The sequence below is a fragment of the Kitasatospora sp. NBC_00315 genome (assembly GCF_041435095.1).
Lineage (GTDB): Bacteria > Actinomycetota > Actinomycetes > Streptomycetales > Streptomycetaceae > Kitasatospora.
Window position 1 is genome coordinate 38,250 of record NZ_CP108025.1, and the last position, 19,292, is coordinate 57,541.

General features: G+C 70.6%; 16 protein-coding genes and 1 pseudogene. 12 read left to right on the top strand and 5 right to left on the bottom strand.

Annotated features, from left to right (window positions below; genetic code table 11):
• The first annotated feature begins 41 nt into the window (after nucleotides 1-41).
• The 4 genes from OG823_RS00170 (at nucleotide 42) to OG823_RS00185 (ending at nucleotide 5,657) form a co-directional block, all read left to right on the top strand.
• Nucleotides 42-842 (top strand): TnsA-like heteromeric transposase endonuclease subunit, encoded by an 801-nt coding sequence (locus tag OG823_RS00170; RefSeq protein WP_371476392.1) that lies wholly within the window; start codon nucleotides 42-44, stop codon nucleotides 840-842.
• Nucleotides 839-3,286 (top strand): transposase, encoded by a 2,448-nt coding sequence (locus tag OG823_RS00175; protein ID WP_371476393.1) that lies wholly within the window; start codon nucleotides 839-841, stop codon nucleotides 3,284-3,286. Before OG823_RS00170 ends, OG823_RS00175 begins: the two co-directional genes overlap by 4 nt.
• Nucleotides 3,283-4,476 (top strand): TniB family NTP-binding protein, encoded by a 1,194-nt coding sequence (locus tag OG823_RS00180; RefSeq protein ID WP_371476395.1) that lies wholly within the window; start codon nucleotides 3,283-3,285, stop codon nucleotides 4,474-4,476. The genes OG823_RS00175 and OG823_RS00180 overlap by 4 nt, the downstream gene beginning before the upstream one ends.
• A 200-nt stretch (nucleotides 4,477-4,676) precedes the next feature.
• The gene (locus tag OG823_RS00185) at nucleotides 4,677-5,657 is read left to right on the top strand and encodes a TniQ family protein (RefSeq protein WP_371476396.1); all 981 of its coding nucleotides are present in this window, start codon (nucleotides 4,677-4,679) and stop codon (nucleotides 5,655-5,657) included.
• A gap of 705 nt (nucleotides 5,658-6,362) precedes the next feature.
• On the opposite strand, the gene OG823_RS00190 is transcribed toward OG823_RS00185, so the two are convergent.
• Complete coding sequence (locus OG823_RS00190; RefSeq protein WP_371476398.1) at nucleotides 6,363-6,713, bottom strand: calmodulin; 351 nt, start codon at nucleotides 6,711-6,713, stop codon at nucleotides 6,363-6,365.
• Between the two features lie 2,139 nt (nucleotides 6,714-8,852).
• Between OG823_RS00190 and OG823_RS00195 the strand changes: the two genes are divergently transcribed.
• A complete protein-coding gene (locus tag OG823_RS00195; RefSeq protein ID WP_371476400.1) occupies nucleotides 8,853-10,262 on the top strand; it encodes an IS1380 family transposase in 1,410 nt (469 codons plus the stop codon).
• 153 nt (nucleotides 10,263-10,415) lie between these two features.
• On the opposite strand, the gene OG823_RS00200 is transcribed toward OG823_RS00195, so the two are convergent.
• The 4 genes from OG823_RS00200 to OG823_RS00215 all read right to left on the bottom strand — a co-directional run bounded on the left by OG823_RS00200 (nucleotide 10,416) and on the right by OG823_RS00215 (nucleotide 13,164).
• Nucleotides 10,416-11,147: a hypothetical protein gene (locus OG823_RS00200; protein ID WP_371476401.1), complete on the bottom strand. Its 732-nt coding sequence runs from the start codon at nucleotides 11,145-11,147 to the stop codon at nucleotides 10,416-10,418.
• 234 nt (nucleotides 11,148-11,381) lie between these two features.
• Nucleotides 11,382-12,332, bottom strand: coding sequence for a hypothetical protein (locus tag OG823_RS00205; protein WP_371476402.1), 951 nt, complete (start codon nucleotides 12,330-12,332; stop codon nucleotides 11,382-11,384).
• On the bottom strand, nucleotides 12,326-12,547 hold the full coding sequence (locus OG823_RS00210; protein WP_371476404.1) for a hypothetical protein: 222 nt from the start codon (nucleotides 12,545-12,547) through the stop codon (nucleotides 12,326-12,328). The genes OG823_RS00205 and OG823_RS00210 overlap by 7 nt, the downstream gene beginning before the upstream one ends.
• A 155-nt stretch (nucleotides 12,548-12,702) precedes the next feature.
• Entirely contained in the window at nucleotides 12,703-13,164 is a 462-nt protein-coding gene (locus OG823_RS00215; RefSeq protein ID WP_371476405.1) for a hypothetical protein, read from the bottom strand.
• Between the two features lie 202 nt (nucleotides 13,165-13,366).
• On the opposite strand from OG823_RS00215, the gene OG823_RS00220 reads away from it, so the two are divergent.
• The 7 genes and pseudogenes from OG823_RS00220 to OG823_RS00250 all read left to right on the top strand — a co-directional run bounded on the left by OG823_RS00220 (nucleotide 13,367) and on the right by OG823_RS00250 (nucleotide 18,943).
• Nucleotides 13,367-13,717, top strand: a complete 351-nt coding sequence (locus OG823_RS00220; RefSeq protein ID WP_371476406.1) for a hypothetical protein — start codon at nucleotides 13,367-13,369, stop codon at nucleotides 13,715-13,717.
• Nucleotides 13,714-14,307: a hypothetical protein gene (locus OG823_RS00225; RefSeq protein ID WP_371476407.1), complete on the top strand. Its 594-nt coding sequence runs from the start codon at nucleotides 13,714-13,716 to the stop codon at nucleotides 14,305-14,307. Before OG823_RS00220 ends, OG823_RS00225 begins: the two co-directional genes overlap by 4 nt.
• A 680-nt stretch (nucleotides 14,308-14,987) precedes the next feature.
• Nucleotides 14,988-15,479, top strand: a pseudogene (locus OG823_RS00230) (hypothetical protein); the annotation flags it as partial.
• A gap of 83 nt (nucleotides 15,480-15,562) precedes the next feature.
• Entirely contained in the window at nucleotides 15,563-15,727 is a 165-nt protein-coding gene (locus OG823_RS00235) for a hypothetical protein (protein ID WP_371484751.1), read from the top strand.
• A gap of 612 nt (nucleotides 15,728-16,339) precedes the next feature.
• Nucleotides 16,340-17,227 carry an SDR family NAD(P)-dependent oxidoreductase gene (locus tag OG823_RS00240; RefSeq protein ID WP_371476408.1) on the top strand — a complete coding sequence of 296 codons (888 nt, stop codon included), beginning with the start codon at nucleotides 16,340-16,342 and terminating at the stop codon, nucleotides 17,225-17,227.
• Nucleotides 17,228-17,441: 214 nt separating this feature from the next.
• Complete coding sequence (locus tag OG823_RS00245) at nucleotides 17,442-18,236, top strand: alpha/beta fold hydrolase (RefSeq protein ID WP_371476410.1); 795 nt, start codon at nucleotides 17,442-17,444, stop codon at nucleotides 18,234-18,236.
• A gap of 125 nt (nucleotides 18,237-18,361) precedes the next feature.
• Nucleotides 18,362-18,943: a TetR/AcrR family transcriptional regulator gene (locus tag OG823_RS00250; protein ID WP_371476411.1), complete on the top strand. Its 582-nt coding sequence runs from the start codon at nucleotides 18,362-18,364 to the stop codon at nucleotides 18,941-18,943.
• Nucleotides 18,944-19,292 lie beyond the last annotated feature (349 nt).

Genomic DNA, 19,292 nt, shown 5'->3' on the forward strand with positions numbered 1-19,292 from the left:
TCGGCCTATCTGCTGGATTCTCACGTACTTGACTGGCCGCCATGGCGGACATGAGCGTGGCTGTACCGGATGTGCCCGAGGAGGGCTTCGAGGCGGTTTTCGCCGTTGCTGGGGGTCTTGAGCAGGAGCGGTGGGAGCGGGCTGCGGCGCGGGTGCTGTTCGAGGAGTTGGGGCCGGTGTCGGCGTTCCCGGTCATTCCGGGCAAGCGGTGGGGGCCGGGGTGGTGGTGGTCGGCCACCACCGGAAGACATGTGGCACAAGGGTCCGCGGCCATGGTCGTGCAGTTGATGCTGCTGGACCGCGACCCGCACGTGGTCGCCATGGCCGGGCGCCCTGTGCGGGTGCTGTGGCGCGATGCGCAGGAGCGGGGTGTGGTGCGGTCGTGGGTACCGCAGTTGTTCGCACGGTACGCGGACGGGACGGGGTTGCTGGCCGACTGCCCGGGCACTCCTGGTGCGGGCGGGGTTGCGGCGCAGCGGGCGGCCGCGGCGGTGAGTGAGGCGTGTGCGCGGGTCGGATGGGTGTACCGGCGGCTGCGGGCGCCGGATCCGGTGGTGGTGGGCAACGTGCGGTGGCTGGCCGGATACCGGCATCCGCGTTTTCGCGGCGCGCTGGAGGTGGAGGCGGCGGTGATGGAGGCGTTCGCTGATCCGCGGCCGTTGGTGGAGGGGGTGCGGGCGGTGGGCAATCCGTTGGTGGTGCTGCCGGTGGTCTATCACGCGCTGTGGGCCCGCCGGTTGCGGGCGCCGCTGGATCGTCCCCTGCACGGCGGAGTGCTCGTCAGCCCGGGGCTGGCCTGGGCTGGGCCCGTCGCGGGTGAGGGCGCGGGGGCGGGGCGGTGAGCCGCGCTGCGGGAAACCGGCCGGTGCTGGCGGTGGGCGTTCACGTGGTCTTCGAGGGCCGGACCTGGCAGGTCGTCGGATTGCAGGGGCAACAGGTGCGGTTGCTCGATGAGCAGGGGACGGCGGTGACGCTGCTGGCGGCCTACCTGTTCGCGGCCGGCGACTTCGCGCTGGCCGGCGCTGCCGCGGCGGCGCCGGTGCCGCAGTGGGGGATGTTCGCAACGGTGCCGCTGCGTGAGCAAGAGCGGGCCCTGGCCTGGCAGCGGCACATCCGCGAAGTGGAGACGGGGCTGCCGGACGCGGCGGCAGACGGCGGGCGGGCGCCGCGGGCGGAGTACGATCCGGCCACCCGCACCCTGGCCCAGCGCGAGCTGGCCAAGGCGCAGGAGCTGACCGCGCTGGGCTTCGGCAGTGTCGCGCGCACGACCGTGCAGCGTATGCGCCTGGAGTACCGCAAGCAGGGTCTGTGGGGTCTGGTCGACCACCGCACCACCCGCACCCACAGTCCCACCGGGCGCACGGACGAGCGGGTGGTGGTGGCGGTCCTGGAGGCGATGCGGCGCCAGCGCGGCAGGTCCAAGGGCACCGTCAAGGGCCTGCGGCAACTGACCGCGCAGGTGCTGGAGGAGCGTCACGGCCCTGGCGTCGTCAAGGTTCCCGCTCAGGCGACGTTCTACCGCCTGGCGGCCGTCCTGGCCGACCCCGCCGAGCGGCCCGGGAGCCCGGCCCGCACCGCCAGTAAGCCGGCCCGCCCCTACCGTCCGACCCGGGTGCTGCGGCCCGGCGAGCAGGTCATGCTCGACACCACCCGCCTCGACATCTTCGCGGTGTTCGACAACGGCACCACCGGCCGCCCGGAACTGACGATCGCCCTGGATGTCGCGTCCCGCTCGATCCTGGCAACCGTTCTGCGCCCGGCCGCCACCAAGGCGGTGGACGCAGCCCTGCTGCTGGCCGAGATGGCCACCCCGCACCCCGTACGGCCCACCTGGCCGCAGGTCCTGGAGATGTCGCGGGCACCGGTCCCGTACGACCTGCTGGTGGACGCCGACGACCGTCTGCGGGGTATGGCCGCCCGGCCGGTGGCCGTACCCGAGACGGTGGTCGTCGACCGCGGACGGGTATTCGTCTCCGAGGCGTTCCTGGCCGCCGCCGAAACCCTGGGCATCAGCGTGCAGCCCGCTCCCCCGCGCCAGCCGGCCGCCAAGGGGCCAGTGGAGCGCACGTTCGGCTCCATCAACAGCCTGTTCTGCCAGCACGTCGCCGGCCACACCGGCTCCAACCCCGTCCGGCGCGGACCCCGCGCAGAGACCGAAGCCCTGTGGACCGTGGCGCAGCTGCAGGACCTCCTGGACCAGTGGATCACCACCGAGTGGCAGAACCGGCCCCACGAGGGACTGCGCCACCCGTCGATGCCCGCCGTCGCGCTGTCCCCCAACGAGATGTGGGGCGCGCTGCTCGGCATCTGCGGCCACCTCCCCCTCCCGCTGAGCAGGGCCGACTACGTCGAGCTGCTGCCGGTGTGCTGGAAGCCGATCACCGAGCGCGGGATCCGCATCGACCACCGCACCTACGACCACCACGCCCTCAACCCGCACCGCGGCCAGCCCTCCGGCATCGCCGCGCAGCGGGGCCGCTGGGAGGTCCACCACAACCCGCACGACCAGCGCCAGGTCTGGGTCCGCCTGCCCGACGGGCAGTTCACCGCCGTGCCATGGATCCACGCCGAGTACATCGACCAGCCGTTGGCCGACGACCTGTGGCAGCATCTGAAGACAGTCGTGGAGCGCCGAGGCAGCCGCGAGCAGCACGAAGCCGACCTCGCCCAGGCCCTCGACGACCTCCTGTTCAAGGTCCGTACCGGCCAGGCCAGCGCCCGCGAACGGCACCTCACCGCCCGCCAAGCCCCCACCTCGCTCCCCCACGACCTGACCCCCGGCCCGGGCCAAGGCATGGCCCAGGGCCAGGTTCACCCCCGGCCGACCGCCGACGGCGGCGGGGCCGCTGGTCCCGGCGGACAGCACGACGAACCGGGCCAGATCCGGCGGCCCGCCGCCGGTGACGAGCTCGCCGGGCCGCCACACCCGGGCACCGGCGCGCAGCACGGCGACGCCGACCTGGTCCAGCGGTCCGCTCCCGACGCTGGGTCTGCAGGGTCGGCACATGCGGAACCCGGTCGGCCCGGCAACGTCGGCCAGGCCCCGAAGCTGCCCACCGAGGCGCAGGCCGGCCCCGCGCAGCCGCACACCGTGCCCTCGCAGAGCTCACGCGAAGCCGGCAGCGAGGCCACAGGGGCTGGTTGGCCGGGCGAGGACAGCCTGGACGATATGAGCGCCGACGAGGACGACGGCGAGGACCTGGACGGCCAGGGCGCCTGGCCCGAAGAGGAAGCAGGGGCCGCCTTCGCCCTGTACGACGCCCGTAAGGAGGCCGAATTGTGGTGACCCACGATCCCGCTCACGACCCGGATCCGGGACAGGACGCGTCCCCCACCACGTGGGAGCTGTTCCGCCGCTTCGCCGACGACCCGCCCCCGGTGCCGCCCGGGCCCGGGGATGCGCCGCGCACCGCGGAGCAGCGCCTGGCCTACCACTCCCGCTTCGTGACGGTTCGCACCCCCGCCGTCGTCAAGACGCTGCTGGAGGTGCGGACCCTGATGGCGCTGGGGCGCCACCAGCGGGCCACCGCCAGGCCCTCGCTGATCGTCACCGGCCCGCCCACCACGGGCAAGACCACCACGCTGCTGGAGGTCGGCCGCACCTGCCACCTGGCCGAGCAGGCCCGAGGCGGCCCTGGGGCGGCCCAGGTCCCCGTCGCCTACCTGCTGGTGCCGCCCGGGGCCACCGCCAAAGCCCTCGCGCTGGAGTTCGCCCGCTACCTCGGCATCCCCGTCTCCGCCCGCATGACCCAGGCCCAGATCGCCGCGTCCGTGTGCCACACCTACAACACCGTCGGCGTGCGGCTGGTGCTGATCGATGAGATCCACCGCCTCAACCCGCGCACCAGCACCGGGGCCGAGGCAGCCGACTTCCTCAAGGACTTGACCGAGCGGATCTCGGCGACGTTCGTGTACGCGGGCATCGACGTCACCACCACTGCGCTGTTCACCGGCACCGCCGGTGCCCAACTCGCCGGACGCGCCGGTCTGATCGACTGCGACCCCCTGCCCGCCACCACACGCACCAACACCGCCAGGAGCAGCCAGAGCGCTAACGGGAGCGGCAGCACCGGGAGCGGTGAAGGGAACAGCAGCGAGAGCATTGGGAGCAGCAGGGCCAACGCGGGTGGTGGAAGCGGTACGGGGAGCGCGAGCAGCGGTGGCGTGGTGGTCACCCGGCCGTTCCGTGAGACCGTCGCCGCGATGGAGAACGCCCTCGACCTGCAGCGCCACCGCGCCGGAAGCCTCGTGCGCCTGGCCCCCTACCTCCACCAGCGCACCGCGGGCCGCATCGGCAGCCTCTCCCGTCTCCTGCGGCGCGCTGCGATCACCGCCATCCTCGACGGAAGCGAGAAGATCACCCGCTCCGCTCTGGATGCCATCGCCCTGGACCACCTCGCCGAAGAGCACTACCGGCCCCGTTCCCCCGGCCGCAAGGCACCCGGCGCCGGTCGGCCCGCCCGCACGGCCTCATGAGCGTCCGTCGCACGACCGGCGCCATCGCCGGCACACCGCCTTGGCCAGGCACGGAGCTCCTGGCCTGTGAGGCCGCGCCCGCACGCCCCGACCGCACCGCAGCCGCAGACCCCCGGCCAGGAACGCTTGGAGTTCGTGAACCCGCCGCGGCCGCGGACTCCCGACCGGCAGAGACAGCCTCCCAATCGGGAGAAGGCCCGGTGTTCGTGTCGGGGCCGAGCAGCGGGTTCCACGTGCCGGCGGCCGGGGCGCTGCGGGTGAGGCCGATACCGCATGAGGCCACCGCCTCCTACCTGAACCGTCTCGCCCACGCCTACCAGAGCACCACCGCCGACCTCCTGGACGCCCTCGGCATCACCACCACCCGCGCCCACACCGCTGGCGGAGGTACCGCCACCGCGGAGCTCCACCTCGACGCCGAGGCCCGGCAGCGCCTGGCCACCCTCGCCCGCACCCGGCCCGGCGACCTCTCCCGGGCCCTACCGAACCTGGCCCGCGATCCCGCGGCACCGCCCCGCTCCCCCGAAGGCGGCATCATGCCTCACGAGACGTCAGATCCCGGCGCGGTTGCCACTGCCGCCTGGCAGCCACGGGAGAGCGGCGAACAGCCCGTGCGGGCATGCCCGGCCTGCACCCTGCGCCACACCCGGGGAGCCACCGACCGGGCCCACGTCCACCCGCCCCCGCACCAGGCGCTGTGCCCGCGCCACCACCACTGGAGCCTGGATGACGACACCAGCCTGACCACCGCCGCGCTGCCCGAACTCCACCAGGCTCAGCGCCACCACCAGCGCCTGACCCGTCACCCGGGCGCCGCTCCAGCGCTCAGCTGGGCCGGCGCCATCACCACCCGCTGGTACGACCAGCAGACCCACCTCGCCACCCGCTGGCAACGCCGGCTCCACCACCTCGCCGACACCAACCCCCACGCCACACCGGCCACCATGTCCTGGGCCCTGTACGCGCGCGAGCTCGTCACCTACCCCGAAACCATCACCCTCGCCCGCACACTCGCCACCACCCACCTGCCCAAGCAGCCACGACAAGGACCCGCACCCCAAGCCCACCCCGCCATCACCGCGTTCCTACGCCACACCGCCCACCAACTCCACCTGGAACGCCTCGCACCCCCACCCGGCGACCTCCTGTGGACCTGGATCCACCACACCCGCACCAGCTGAAGCCCGGCACCCCGGCACCTAACGGGCTACCGGTAGACCAGCGACCAGCCCCGGAACACCTCAGACAACCACCGATTCCCGAGATGTCACCGATACCCGCAGACCAGAACCCCGGACAACAGTCACACCCAACAGAAACAATCAAGGAACCGTGAGGCAACGCCCCGTCACACCCTGACCATGTCCCCACTCCAACCACAACACCCCACATCACAGCCACGACCCACAACCAATATGGCGACACGTCACAATCATGCGGAAACCGCCCGTCGGGGAAGGGGAAGGGCACCTGCCGGAGCACCACGTGCTGGTGGGTGTTGTTCATGGCGGAAGTATCCGGTGCGCCCGCTCGACCTGCTCACCGAGGACGGCAGCAAGGCGGGGACGACAACCACCAGCCCACGGTGGCCACGGCCACACCCGCCCGGGCCGGCCGCGACCCACCACCAGCACGACCAGCACGACCAGGGCGACCAGGGCGACCAGGGGCAGCGGGCGGGCCGACAGGTGGGCCGGCGGGCGGGCGGGACCCGGCGGGCCGGCGGCCCGGGGCGCCGGCGGACGGCGGCTGACCTTTGACAGGCGACCTTGACCGATGGACAGGTGAGTTTGACCGGCTCCGAGGGCCGCAGATTTCTGACTCTTGGGGCACGGCGAAGCCCCGGGCGCTCCTCCTGCAGCGCCGGGGGCTTCGCCGCCCTTGGGTCAGGCTTTGACCTCGCGGGTCAGCCCTGACGCCCACGGGCACCAGTGGCCGCCGGGAAGGAACGGTCCGGCGATCTCATCGAAGTGGTCCTCGGCGTACTCCGCGCCGGAGTCACAGAACTCGCTCGCCACGTCGAAGAAGCTGATGGTGGCCGGGTCGAGGTAGAAGCTGAAGTCCTGGTTGTAGGACGCCTTCTTCTTCACGATCCTGCCCTGGACGTGGGTCTTGATGGTCTCCTCACCGCTCAGGACCTTGCGAGCGTGGGCGATCAGGGCGTCATTGGTCAGTTCGAAGATGAACTCCTTGCCGTGGCCGGGCGGCGTCTGAAACGCGAAACGAGCGGTTGCCATGGAGAAGCCCTTCATCAAGGCGACGGGAGTGCCGGGTTCGAGCACACCCAGCCATCATGACGCTAAGCATGCAAGTTGTAACGCTGTGCAGTCATTCGTGGGCGGGCCGGACGGTCAAACTCACGTGGCGATCGGCCAAGGTCGCCTGTCAAAGGTCGGCAGCCGCCGCGAGGCCGTGTCCCAACCCTGTCTCAGGCCCGGACGGAAAACACTCCCACCTGCGGATACAGCCTGAGACCGCCTCAGCGAAACGGACATACCCGGCGTACTGGGACATCGGTGGGACAGAGCTGGGACAGCACCGTCCCAGCCCGGGGCGAGCCGGCCGCCGCACCCAGGACGACGGCCAGGCGCAGCGGCGCCAGGGCGCAGCGGCTCGGGCGGGTTCCACCGGGCACGGCCACAGCGGCCGGGGGTCGAGGAGCCGGGGCACGGGGCCTGGGCCGGCCACTGGCGGGCAGGGAGGAACCCGGCCGCCCAAGGGGCACCGCGGCCCCCTGTCGCACGGCCTGTCGCGGACCGGCCAGCCACAGGGGAACCGGCCCAGGCGCCCACGTCACCCCACGCGACACCACCCCCGGCGCGACAGGGCACGCGACAGGGTGCCCGCCGGAGAGCGGGGCGGTCCGGCCGCTGACGGGGGCCTCCCCCTGCCACCAGACCCAACCAGCCAGACAGCACGACCGGACGAACACCGAACAGACAACGGCACCCGCAGGCGCAATAGCTCCCAGGTGCTCCTGCCAGCCACATAACACCAGGTCAGACCCGCAATATGGCTGCGCATGACAGGTGACTGCGACAAAGCCAGGGAACTGCAAAAGCCCAGGTCAGAAGGCCACGCTCACATGTGCCAGGCGAACATTTGCCACGGTTCGCCAGGGTCCGCCCGATCGACGGCCCCTGGGAACGGGGTGTGAGGTACCTGTGACGCGTCGCGGCGATGTGAGGGCCCGGCGTAGTGCCAGCAGGGCCGTTCAGGAAGGAAGTGGCGATGGGAAAGCAGGGGCCAGGCCGCCGTAGGCAGCTGGATCCAGACCGAGTGCAGGTGTTGATCGCTGTGCTCGGTGCGGTGAGCGCGATCGCAGGATGTGTCACACAGCTCGCGCGGTAGCGCCTGCACGGAGTACCGGCCGTAGCTCGGCCCACCGGGCGCGGCCGGGGACCACGAGCCGCCGCCGAACCCCGGACGGGGCCGGGCACGGGACCGGGGCCGGCCACTGGCGGGCGGGGAGCAGCCCGGCCGCCCGAGGGGCACCGCGGCCCCCCTGTCGCGCGGCCTGTCGCGGACCGGCCCGTCAGGGCGACACCGCGCCCGGCGGGCGGGTAAGGGGGCGGGCACGGCAGGCAGCGGCCGGGCCGCCCGAGACGACGGGCAGCAGGCCGGCGGCCGGGCACGATGGGCGGCGGGCGGCGGGCGCAGCGGGGCAGAACCGGCGGCTCCTGGCCGTCCCACTCCGCCACCCTGGGAGCAGCCGACCTGGCCGCCGTCCCGGACGGCGGCGAACCGGTCGCGGCCGCGCGCCGGCCCTCGGATCCCCCGGCGCCCGCACCGCACCCCGGCCGGATCCCCCGGCGAACTCCCCGCATGAATTCACGCCCGCCGAAGGGCCCAAGCGGCGGTAATCCCTTGCTGAATCCGAGAGAAACCAGAAAGGAAACCTAGGGGAATTCCCGACCGGCCGTCAATTCGTCGGAGTACCCCGCAACGGCGCCGGGCCGCCGAGCCCCGGCTGACCGGACGGCTGACCACACACCGTCACCAAAACCCGAACGCCCGCGGTACCCCGGACAGTCAGACCGAGCCCCGGGCACCGCTCGGCACCAACTCAGATTGGTCAACCAGGAGCCGATTTAAGCGCTCGAAACGCGGTGAGGTCACGGCACAGAACCAGACCAGGAGCGGGAGCCAGGTCCAGTTCCGTCACACCCGACCCGTCACGCCACCGATGGGGCTCCCCGCCCGGCGGCAATCAGGAGCAGCCAAAGGCGAGGCAGGGCGGCCAACCAAGTCTCAGCCCGGATCCACCGGTCAATAGCCGGTCCATGGCCTGGACATGAGGACGCGGATGCCCTCTGACCTGGGATGATGGTTCTTCCTACAGTTCCAAGTCCACAGATCGAGAGAACATCCGCGAGATGCAATCTTCCCATGCCGTCGCGGCGGTCCGCGCTGCCTTCGACGAGTCGAACCTGGTCGCGGATGCCGGAGTGGTGCCGCTGGTCCGCCTGGCCGAGCGGATCGGCCTGCCGAGGATGGTCGCGGAGCGTCTGCGCATCGACGGCGCCGGCAACAGCGGCGGGGCCAACGCGGGCGCGAAGGCGATGACGCTGGTGGCGGCTATGTGCGCGGGCGCGGACAGCATCGACGATGTGGATCGGCTGCGGCACGGTGCGATGGACAAGCTCTTCACCGGTGTGCGCGCGCCCTCGACACTGGGCACGTTCCTGCGCTCGTTCACCCACGGACACAACCGACAACTACACCGCGTGCACCGGGAGTTCCTCGCCAACCTGACCCGCTCGACGCCGCTGTTGCCGGGCGCCGACCAGGTGGCGTTCGTCGATATCGATCCCACTCACCGGCGGGTCTACGGCCGCACCAAGCAGGGCGCCGAGATCGGCCGCTTCAACGGCGTGCGCACCCTGCACCCGATTCTGGCCACCGTCTCCACCCCGCTCGCCCGGCCCGTGATCGGTGCGGTGCCTCTACGGCGGGGCAAGGCCGCCGACGCCCGCGGGGCCGGCTCCTTCACCGCCGAAGCCCTCGCCGTCGCGGCCGACGCAGGCTGCACCGGGGTGCGCATCGTGCGCGCCGACAGCCAGTTCTACAACGCCGACGTCGTGGCCGCCTGCCGCCGCGCGGACGCCCGCTTCTCGCTGACGGTGCGGATGAACCCGCACGTCGACGCCGCCATCACCACCATCGCCGAGGACGCCTGGACCCCGATCCACTACCCCCAGGCGTTCGCCGACCCGGACACGGGCGAGCTGGTCTCCGACGCCGAGGTCGCCGAGATCGGCTACACCGCCTTCACCGGCCGCAGGAAGGCCGAGCACGTCACCGCCCGCCTCATCGTGCGCCGCGTCCGCCGCCTGAACGCGGAAGCCGCCGCCGGGCAGGGGCGAGTTGTTCAAGTCCTGGCGCTACCACCCGGTCTTCACCGACAGCCCGTTCACCATGCTGCAGGCGGAGCTGCAGCACCGGCAGCACGCGGTCGTCGAGCTGGGGGTGCCCCCTCTGGGGGAGTGATCGCGGACGGCAAGTCCGGCCCGCTGGCCCATCTGCCGTCCGGGAATTTCCAGGCCAACGCCGCCTGGCTGACCCTGTGGGCGATCGCCTTCAACCTGCTGCGGGCCGCCGGCTGCCTGGCCGGCACCTTCCACGCCAGGGCCACCACCGCCACCCTCCGTGCCCATCTGGTCAACGTCCCTGCCCGGATCGCCCGCTCGGCACCGCGCCTGACGATGCGTCTGCCAACCCGGTGGCACTGGCGCGACGCCTTCACCGCGTTCTTCGACGCCGCCCACGCACCGCCGACCCGCTGACCGAACCCACCCACCCCGCCCGCGAGGGCCCGACCGGAGAACCTGTGGAAGAGCTGGGACCAACCAGCGGATGCCGCACGCCCTCCGAGCGGTCACTGCCACCCGAACCCCGAAACGGTCACCTCGGAAGCAGCGCGGTGGATCCGGGCTCAGTCAGCTCGACCACTCGGATTGCCTGCAGTGCGCACGGCTGGCAGCCCAGACCCGAAGACCGCGTTGCAGGCGGTGGCTGATATGGCCGACTCGTGCATGGTATGGCAGATTGCACCGGGTGCAGATGCAGTCGACCGGCACTTTCGTGGTGACGAATGGTCCGACCTTGCGGAGGCCAGCTTGAGCGAGGATCTCGCAAACCTGGTCGTCGGTCAGTCTGAGGCAGTTGGAGCATCCTCTGGTGCCGCGCTTCTGTGCTTCGCGCAGATTGTGCATGCGGATCGGGGACGGCTTCTCGCATTCTCGGCACTTAACAGCGACCGGCGTATGCGTGTTTACGTAGGTGCCGATCAAGTCGAATCCGTAGGTATTGAACTCCAGCCCCATGCAGGTATCGCATTCGCGACGGTTCGGCTCTGTGTACGCGCCGCATCGGGAGCAGCCCGCCATCCCGTTACGCCAGAGCTGGTAGTAGTGACGGCGACAGAGCTTGAGGGTCCTGTACTCGTCTGCCTCCCGAAGGCATCGTCCGCCGACCGCTACACAACGGATCGGCTCCCTGGGTGTCGGCGGTTGAAGCTCTCCGCGCTCTCGCGCCTTTCGCCACCTATTCACCGTTGTGGCATAGAGGCTGTACTGCTCCAGCACGTCCTTCTTCGTGCCGGGCGCAGCAGCATCGTAGGCGTCAAGGACTTCGATCTTGAACTCGTAAGAGTGGTCTCGGTACGGCACGACCTCAGAATGTCACTCACCACTGACACACAATCAGCTGCAGGCCGCCCACGGTCAGGCAGCGAGCCGATGAGGGGCCAGGAGGGGATCTCCGGGATGTCCGCCTCGCTCTACTGTCCGCCTTCGGTACTGGCCGTCCGAGCCACGATGCACTCCGTACGGACCAAGCAATCTCCGAGCGCCCGACCCGGAAGGCGAGGGCCCTGCCACCGGAGAGCGATCCCCTTCACCGTGTCATGCGACGAGTTGGACAGACCTATGGTCAATGACCAACCGTGCACAAGCGACGGTCAGGTGGGCGACCAGCGCATCCGCGAAGGCGTGACCGCGAAGCAGGACCGGCAACGGTGTGGTGTCCAAGGCCACGACCTGGCCCGGACGCTGGATCACGACCGGCGAGGCCCCGTGATCCATCGCGGCAGCTGAACGTTGGTAGCGCGGCCGCGTCCCGCCCGGCCCGAACCACTCGCGCCAGACCCGCGACAAGGTCTTGTAGTGCGGCACCTTGACGTCCTCGCCGAACATCTCCCGGACGTACTGGTTGATCGGCGTCTCCCGGGTCCGCATGCTCACCCGCGACCGGTGCAGACACTCCTGGTGCACCGCCTCGATCGCCTCAGCGATCTGATCCGTCACCGATGGCCGGCCCGGAGACATCCGCAGCCAGCGGCCATCGATACAGCCCTGGACGCCGCCGCTTTCCCAGTAGGCATCGGCAAGACGTCGAAGCGTCCGCTCGCTGACGCCCTCCAGGCCCAGCCGCCTGGCCTCCCGGGGATTGAGCGCCTTCAACTCAGCCGCCTTGCAGCGCAACCGCTGCTGCTTGGTCGAGGTCGCCGGGTCGTACTGAGGCTGCGGTTCCCCCGGCTCGGGGCACTGCGGATCCCCGCTGCGGAACCCGCAGTCGGCCTCCAGCGCATGGGCGACCCGCAGACGCAGACGCTCGACCTGATCGTCCGACAAGTCCGTCAACTGCGGAGACTGCTGATTCCTGCCGCGCTTTCCCTCCGCCCGAAGCCGGGTGAGCAACCGACCGAGCGGCCACTGCCGGACCTCGCCGTCCGGCCTGCTGAGCACGACGGCCCCGCTGCCCGGCAACAGCTCACGGACCACCCACCTGTCGCCGCCCAGTTCCAGAGCCGTTCCGGCCGTCAACTCCAAGTGGCCGCCGGTAGCGCTCACCATGGCGGCCTGATCGCCAGCGCGACCACGGAGGAATCCCGCAATGGCGACGCCAGGTCGAAGCCGATCCGCCGCCACCGCAGCAGATGCAGGGCATGCGCGCGAGCCACCACCGGCATCGCCGTCGCCCCCACCAGGTCGCCGAACCTCGCGCTGCCGCGCTCCAGGCGGCCGAGCATCTCCTCCTGAAGCTCAAGACAATGGGCATCGGCCGCCATTCGGCCCGGATCGCCTCCAGCGTCGGCAGCAGATGAGGCCGCCAACCCGCGACGACGCTGTATCGCCACCCTGCTGCCCGCACCACCTGTTCAGCAGCGGCAAAGTACGCACGGTCCTTGTCTTTCACCAAGGCACGGGGCCGGACATCGATCAGTCAGCGCCCATCCGGCACGGCGACCAGGTAGTCGGGGATGTGGTGCAGCCATCGGCCCCCGACCGTCGCGAACCTGATCCGGAAGGGCTGCGACAGCACATCTCCGATCCCGCCGGCGAAGTCCAGAACCCGCAGGAAGTTGCGCTCCTCCAGACTCTCGAACCCGTGCAGCCGACCCGTGCTGGCCAGGACCTCCAGCCCGGGACGATGGTGCTGCCGGGGATGCCAGCTGAAGTGCCTCACCGGCTCAGCCCCACGCATAGGGATGCCGCTGATCTCCCGGATCGGGCAGGACACCTCGCACCTGTCGAAGCTCCACGTTGCTGTCCAGCGACCGGCCCAGCCCTCACACATGTCGAGCACGTCGACGTCCGCATCGTCCAGCCGGAACACATCACAGACGTCGCCGACGGCGCACGACGACGACCAAAGACCACAGCCGACCTGACCGTGAAGGCTCATGACTCCATGACAGCCCCTCGGAAACGGCTGGGACGATGCCCCGTGCCCCGGTTCAGCACATCAAGGGAACTATGTCCAGAATCACCGTCCTCGTCCGCCTTGGCCAACTACCCTGTCTTCTTTGGCTGACTGCAAGTGCGCTGGGCCCGAAGGCCCCCCAAACCGATTGTCAGACGAGGTCAGGCCGTGCCACCCTCCCGCTATGGAGCAGAACCAACCCCTCGTTCGCGACGTCTTCCCCGACCTCGTTGCCGAGCTGACCGCTCTCCTGGAAGCGGAAGGAGAACGTTGGCTGGCCATCAGCGTGCGGGATGTCCGCCTGGTCGGAAAATGCGGATGTTCTGACGACTTCTGCCAGAGCATCCGAACAGGGGATCACCCGCAAGGACAGCCCTACGGCCCAGGACATCGGTGCGTGCCGCTCATGCCCGCGGAAGGCATGCTGAACCTGGACGTCCTGGACGGCCGGATCATGGTCATCGAAGTGCTCGATCGGGCACCCATGGACAACCGTATGTCCTGCACGGCCAGCGACGTGAAGACCGACGAATGAGCGAGGACGGCGAGTTGTTCAGCGACCTACTGGCGCGGTGGGAGGAGAGGTGGCAGACGAAGCCACCCGACGCGCACGAGCTCCGTGCAAAGCACGCTGAGCGCTGGGTCCGGTTCCACAGCCTGCCAGGCTCAATGCGCTACCCACAGGACGAGGCCGAGTACAGGGTCATCCTGGAGCGCCACAACACGGTGCTGGACGAACTGTTCACGGGGCAGGACGTCTGCGTGATCACCAACGGGTGGTCCTATCCGGGCGATCCCGCAGTACGGTCAGACGACCAGCTCCGACTCCACCCCGGCAGCGAGCTGTGGACATCCTCTCTCACCAACGAGCCCGATCCGGAGTACCGGCTCTACCGGCACTCTTACATCAGCCGCATCCGATGGCAGCCCACGTGCCTTGACCCGCTGCTTCGCTCGGTCGCAGACGACGTATCAGCGGGCGTGATCATCACCGACGCAAACCTCGATCAGCTCTACCACCCCTACGACGGCGGCGCAGACGTGATCCTCGCGAACAACGCCAGCCGGGACGCCATGCGCGAACACCACAGCGACTGGCTGTCCAAGCACCCACAAGGACTCTGACGCCTTCCTATGTCAACGCGGCGCAGCCCGGTCCTGGACGCAGTAAGCAGCGAAAGTGACTGACTGCGGGGGTTGGCCAACTGTGCTGTCACCTTTGGCCATCTACCGAGTCCAGGCACAACGGCTGTGCCATGACTCTGTAGTTGGCCAAGACCCCGGCACCGCTGTCCCGTTTTCAGCCGACCGGCTCTGCTCCGAATCCATCGTCTGGGGCATCGAGGGCCGGGGGCATGCAGCTGTGTGTGCTGGTCCAGATTCCGACGTTCGCCAATAGCGGCTCAGGGATGTCCGCAGTGCGGAAGGTGAAGGTCGCCCCGGTCGGTTCGGCCTGAAGCGCGATCTGTCCCGGCGGTTGGTGCCGAGTGACTGGCTGCCAGTGGCATCCGATCGCTTCGAGGGCTGACGTGACCTGCCGGCGGGTCAGATGCCCCGGGCAGGAGACGACAGTCTTGGACTCGGAGTGCGGGAGGTCGATGCTGTCCTGCCAGGTCTGGACACTGATCAAGGTGATCAGGCGGCAGTGGCAGACGCAGAGCTCGACGCTGCCGTAGGAGAACAGGTGAGGCCAACGGCGTCGTGTCTTTCCGGGCTTAGGGGCTGCGTTTCCGCTGTTCAGGCATGGGGTCGGCGGTCTCGGGGAGTGGTGACGTGTCGTGTCGTCGCTCTGGTGGAGGTCGGGGATGCCGTCGGTCGTGGGGCTGCTGGAACAGCGTGAGCTGACCGCTCGCCGTCGTGTGGACGCGCTGCGGGAGGAGGTGGACCGTATCCAAGCCGAGCTGGTCGTGGCGGAGCGGGAGTGGAACCAGTGGGTCATCGCCCGTTCACGCGTCGGCGAGGCGCTCTCCCCGGGCGAAGGCGACATCGCCGGCCCGGATGCCGCCGAGGAGCCGTCGGAGCGCGGTGAACCACCCGCGCTGCCCGCGTCTTCGGAGGCGGCGAAGCCGAAGTCGGTGGTCCCCATGTGGCGTGCGGGTCTGGCCCGGTCGGCACTGTCGGCGGACTACCAGCGCATCGTGCAGGCTCTCGCGGACCGGGGACGGCTCGGTCAAGGCCCGCTGACCTGCCAGGAGATGGCCGGCTGCTTCGGCCTGGACCCGGTGCCCGGGAAGATCGAGGCGCTGCGGTCGAAGGCGAAGCGGCTGACAGCGCGCGGGTGGCTGCCAAGCCGGCGCCGCGCTGCACCGCGCCCTCGCTACCAGCCCGGCCCCGCCGACGCTGGTGGTCGACCTCGCGGACGTCACCTTCTGCGACTCCAGTGGACTCAACGCCCTGCTCCAAGCCCGGATCGACGCCCGGCGCCGTCCTCCACCTGGCACGCCCGACCCGCATCGTGGCCAGGATGCGGGAGATCACCGGAGCCGACCACGTCTTCCCCGTCGACCAGGACGACCCCGGCGCCGCGTCGCCCCGCGCGAACTGACCACCCGAACAGCGTCTGGCCGCCGACCCCGCCGATGCCCTGGACGCCGCCGAACGAACACCGCCCCCGGGGCCGCGCTGTCAGGCCGACGGTGGGCGGCCCGCAGCCCACCCGGTCTGGCCAGCCCCCCGCCGCACGCCGTTGCCGACCACCTACCGCGCTGCCAGCGATGGAGCTCTACCACCTGCGGGTGGCCGAGGACGGCGGCTGGGCCGGCCCGGCCGCCGGGCTCCGCGGGCGCCAGATAGCGGCGGCACCGGGGCCCCGCTGCGGGGTCACAGCCAGTGTGTCAGTACGTACAGGCCGGCCGGGGAGACCCCCACGGGAGCGGGCACCCGGGCGGTCCCGGCAACCGGCCGGACCCATCGCGGGCGCCCTCGCCGACTCGGTGACCACCTGCTGCGGCCACGTGCCCCGTGGCGTTCTCCCTCCGTGAGGAGGTCAAGGAGCTGAAGCCCTGGTCATGGATGGGCGCGAGGGTTTGCGATCCCAGGGTGCTGCATAGCGGCCGTGCCGGCTCCAGCCAAACGGATAGATCATCCGTATATGTGTTAGCGTCACCCCCAGCAATCGGATGACCTATCCGTTTTACCTGTCGGGGTGGAGGAACACATGAGGACAGCCGTGGTGACGGCCGGTACGGCCGGCATCGGTCTGGAGACGGCGTTGGGGCTTGCCGTGGCCGGGTTCGCGGTCACGGTGGTCGGTCGGAGCGCAGACCGGGGCGCCCAGGCGGTGGACCTGATCAACGCCATGGGCCCGGCGCACCCTGGTCAGTTCCTGGCCGCCGACCTCTCCTCGCTGGACCAGGTGCGCGCGCTGGCGGAGCGGATCACAGCCAAGCGGGAGGCCTCGGGGGATCCGCTGGCGGTGCTGGTCAACAACGTCGGGGCGATGTTCCCCGACCGGCGCGAGCTGGGCGGTGTCGAGGCCTCGTTCGTCGTCAACCACCTGTCGCCGTACCTGCTGACCGAACTGCTGCTGCCCGCGCTGAGGGCCGGTGCGCCGAGTCGGATCGTGAACGTGACCTCGGGTGCGGTCGGGGTCGCGAAGCGGGTGTTCGACGCCGTCGAGCCGCCCGGCGGCTACTACGGCTTCCACTGGTACGGCCGCGCCAAGCTCGCCAACCTCGCTTACACGCTCGACCTTGCCGCGAGGCTGGACGGCACGGGCGTCTCGGCCTTCGCCGCCGACCCCGGAGGCGCTGCGACCGACATGACCAACGGCACCCTGACCGATCCGAAGATCGTATCTCCCGCCCTGCGACTGCTGTGGCCGCTGGTGCGCCGCAAGTTCGAACGGTCCACGTCCGGCCCGGCGTCCGCGGCAGCCAGGCCATCGATCGTCGCCGCCACGGACGACGCGTTGACCGGCCGGACCGGCGTCGTCATCGGTCCCCGAGCGCGTCCGGTCGCCCCGTTCCGCCCGGCCACCGACCCTCGCGTCGCCGAGGCCGTACGCCGGCTCAGCGAAGCCCACGCTCCCCTCGCCGTCAGGTAGGCAATACGCCCGCTCCGGTGGACCTCGGGCCGGCCCGCCTCAACTCCGCGACGCAGGCCCGGCACCACCGGTAAACAGCGGGCCGCTCCGCCCTACAGCCTTGCTGCTCCACGCCCCGCACGCCGTCACGCAGACGCGCACGGCCCGCCACGGCCGGTCACCGAACGCCGCACATCGTCACCCCTGCACACCTTCGCCAGACGAGGACACGTCCATGAACGCCCCAGTCCCGAACGCCCACGCCCGCACCGTCCACGGCTCCGGCCCCGGCCTCCTCCTCGCCCACGGCGCGGGCGGCGGCATCGAGGCCAACTACGGGCCGATCATGGAGGGGCTCGCCGCGCAGCACACCGTCGTCGGGGTCGACTACCCGGGCTCAGGAAGGAATCCCACCACGTCCACGCCCCTGGAGCTCGACGTGCTGGCGGACCAGCTCGTCGCCGCGGCGGACGCCGAGGCGCTCGACACCTTCGCCGTCTGCGGCTATTCGCTGGGCGGCCAGGTCGCGATCCGTGCCGCGGCCCGCCATCCGGAACGCGTCACCTCCCTCATCCTGACCGCCACGTTCGCCCGTCTGGACACCCGTACCGAGCTGGCCGCCGCACTCTGGCACCAGCTCTACGAGTCCGGACAGCACGTCCTGCTCGCCCAGTACCTGACCCTGCTGACCGTGAGCGCGCCGGTGCTGAACTCCCTCACCCCGGAGCAGGTGCGCGCAGCCGCCGAGCAGGCCGCCTCTGCGCTGCCGCCGGGCACCGGGGACCAGGTCGACCTGGTCCGCCGCGCCGACGTGCGCGCAGACCTCGCGCTGATCGCCGTCCCGACCCTCGTTGTCGTCACCACCGCCGACAACCTGATACCCGCTGCCCTCCAGTACCAGCTGGCTGAGGCCATCCCGGGCGCGCGGACCGCCGAGCTCGCCACCGGGCACCTGCCTTTCCTGGAGCAGCCCAAGGAGTGGCTGGAGATCATCACCGGCTTCCTCGCCCGACAGCAGGGCCAGGGCTGACGGCGCGGGCGGGTGGGCCATGCGGCCCACCCGCCACAGCGCCGACTTCCCCGCCGGGAACGGCTGCGTATGATCGAACGCCGGACATATATGACGGGACACGCGACAGGGATTTTTGGCCACACATGACGACCACACAGCTACGCAAGGACGCTGCCCGCAACTGGGACCGGATCGTCGCCATCGCCCGCGCCCTGGTCGACCAGGGCGTCACGCTGCAGCTCAACGATGTCGCCCGCCGGGCCGGACTCGGGGTCGGCACCGTCTACCGGCACTTCGCCACCCCCGAGGCGCTGCTGGAGACCGTGGCCACCCCCCGCCTGGAAGCCCTGGCCGCCCATGGCGAACAGGCGCTGGCTGACACGGATCCCTGGCGCGCCCTCGAAGGGTTCCTGACGCGGACCCTCGACGCACAGATCACCGACGCCTCCCTGGCCCTGGTCACCGCCGCACCTACCGACGCCCTCCCCCGCACCACGGAGCTCAGGCAGTCACTGGCAACGATCGGCACCGACCTCCTCTACCGGGCCCGCGAGGCCGCAGTGGTCCGCCCCGACCTGTCCGCTGCCGATCTGGTCCCGCTGATGTGCGGCATCGCGCACGCCGTCACCGTCCACGGCGGCACCCCTGCCGACCGGATCAACACAGCACACCGCTACCTCACCACCCTGCTCGGCGGTCTACGAGCCGCCCCGTCGAACACGTGATGCCCAGTGCCCAGTACCTGACCGTGAGCTTCAGCGCCCCGGCACGTGGTGCCGAGGTTGTTCCATGCGATGCCTTCGTGGTGGCGGTCGCCGAGGTCGCCGAAGCCTTCAACGTCATGATCTGACCCGTGGCGGGAGCGGCATTACCAGCGGCCCACATGACATCGCGTCCTGGTGCGCCCTCCGGCGAGCCATCGCCGCCGACGCGCTGGTCGCTGACATCCACAAGGTGGAGGCCGAAGTTGCCGGCCTCACCGAAGTCGGCTGACCGCACTCTGGTGGCTGTACGGGCCACCCGGTACTGCCCGGAGCAACCTGGGCGCGGACGAGCGCCGCTCTGATTAGTCGA

Coding starts and splice junctions, on each gene's coding strand:
- OG823_RS00170 (WP_371476392.1), top strand. CDS start 42: ATGGCGGACATGAGCGTGGCTGTACCGGATGTGCCCGAGGAGGGCTTC.
- OG823_RS00190 (WP_371476398.1), bottom strand. CDS start 6,713: ATGGCAACCGCTCGTTTCGCGTTTCAGACGCCGCCCGGCCACGGCAAG.
- OG823_RS00195 (WP_371476400.1), top strand. CDS start 8,853: ATGCAATCTTCCCATGCCGTCGCGGCGGTCCGCGCTGCCTTCGACGAG.
- OG823_RS00205 (WP_371476402.1), bottom strand. CDS start 12,332: ATGGTGAGCGCTACCGGCGGCCACTTGGAGTTGACGGCCGGAACGGCT.
- OG823_RS00210 (WP_371476404.1), bottom strand. CDS start 12,547: ATGGCGGCCGATGCCCATTGTCTTGAGCTTCAGGAGGAGATGCTCGGC.
- OG823_RS00215 (WP_371476405.1), bottom strand. CDS start 13,164: ATGAGCCTTCACGGTCAGGTCGGCTGTGGTCTTTGGTCGTCGTCGTGC.
- OG823_RS00220 (WP_371476406.1), top strand. CDS start 13,367: ATGGAGCAGAACCAACCCCTCGTTCGCGACGTCTTCCCCGACCTCGTT.
- OG823_RS00225 (WP_371476407.1), top strand. CDS start 13,714: ATGAGCGAGGACGGCGAGTTGTTCAGCGACCTACTGGCGCGGTGGGAG.
- OG823_RS00240 (WP_371476408.1), top strand. CDS start 16,340: ATGAGGACAGCCGTGGTGACGGCCGGTACGGCCGGCATCGGTCTGGAG.
- OG823_RS00245 (WP_371476410.1), top strand. CDS start 17,442: ATGAACGCCCCAGTCCCGAACGCCCACGCCCGCACCGTCCACGGCTCC.
- OG823_RS00250 (WP_371476411.1), top strand. CDS start 18,362: ATGACGACCACACAGCTACGCAAGGACGCTGCCCGCAACTGGGACCGG.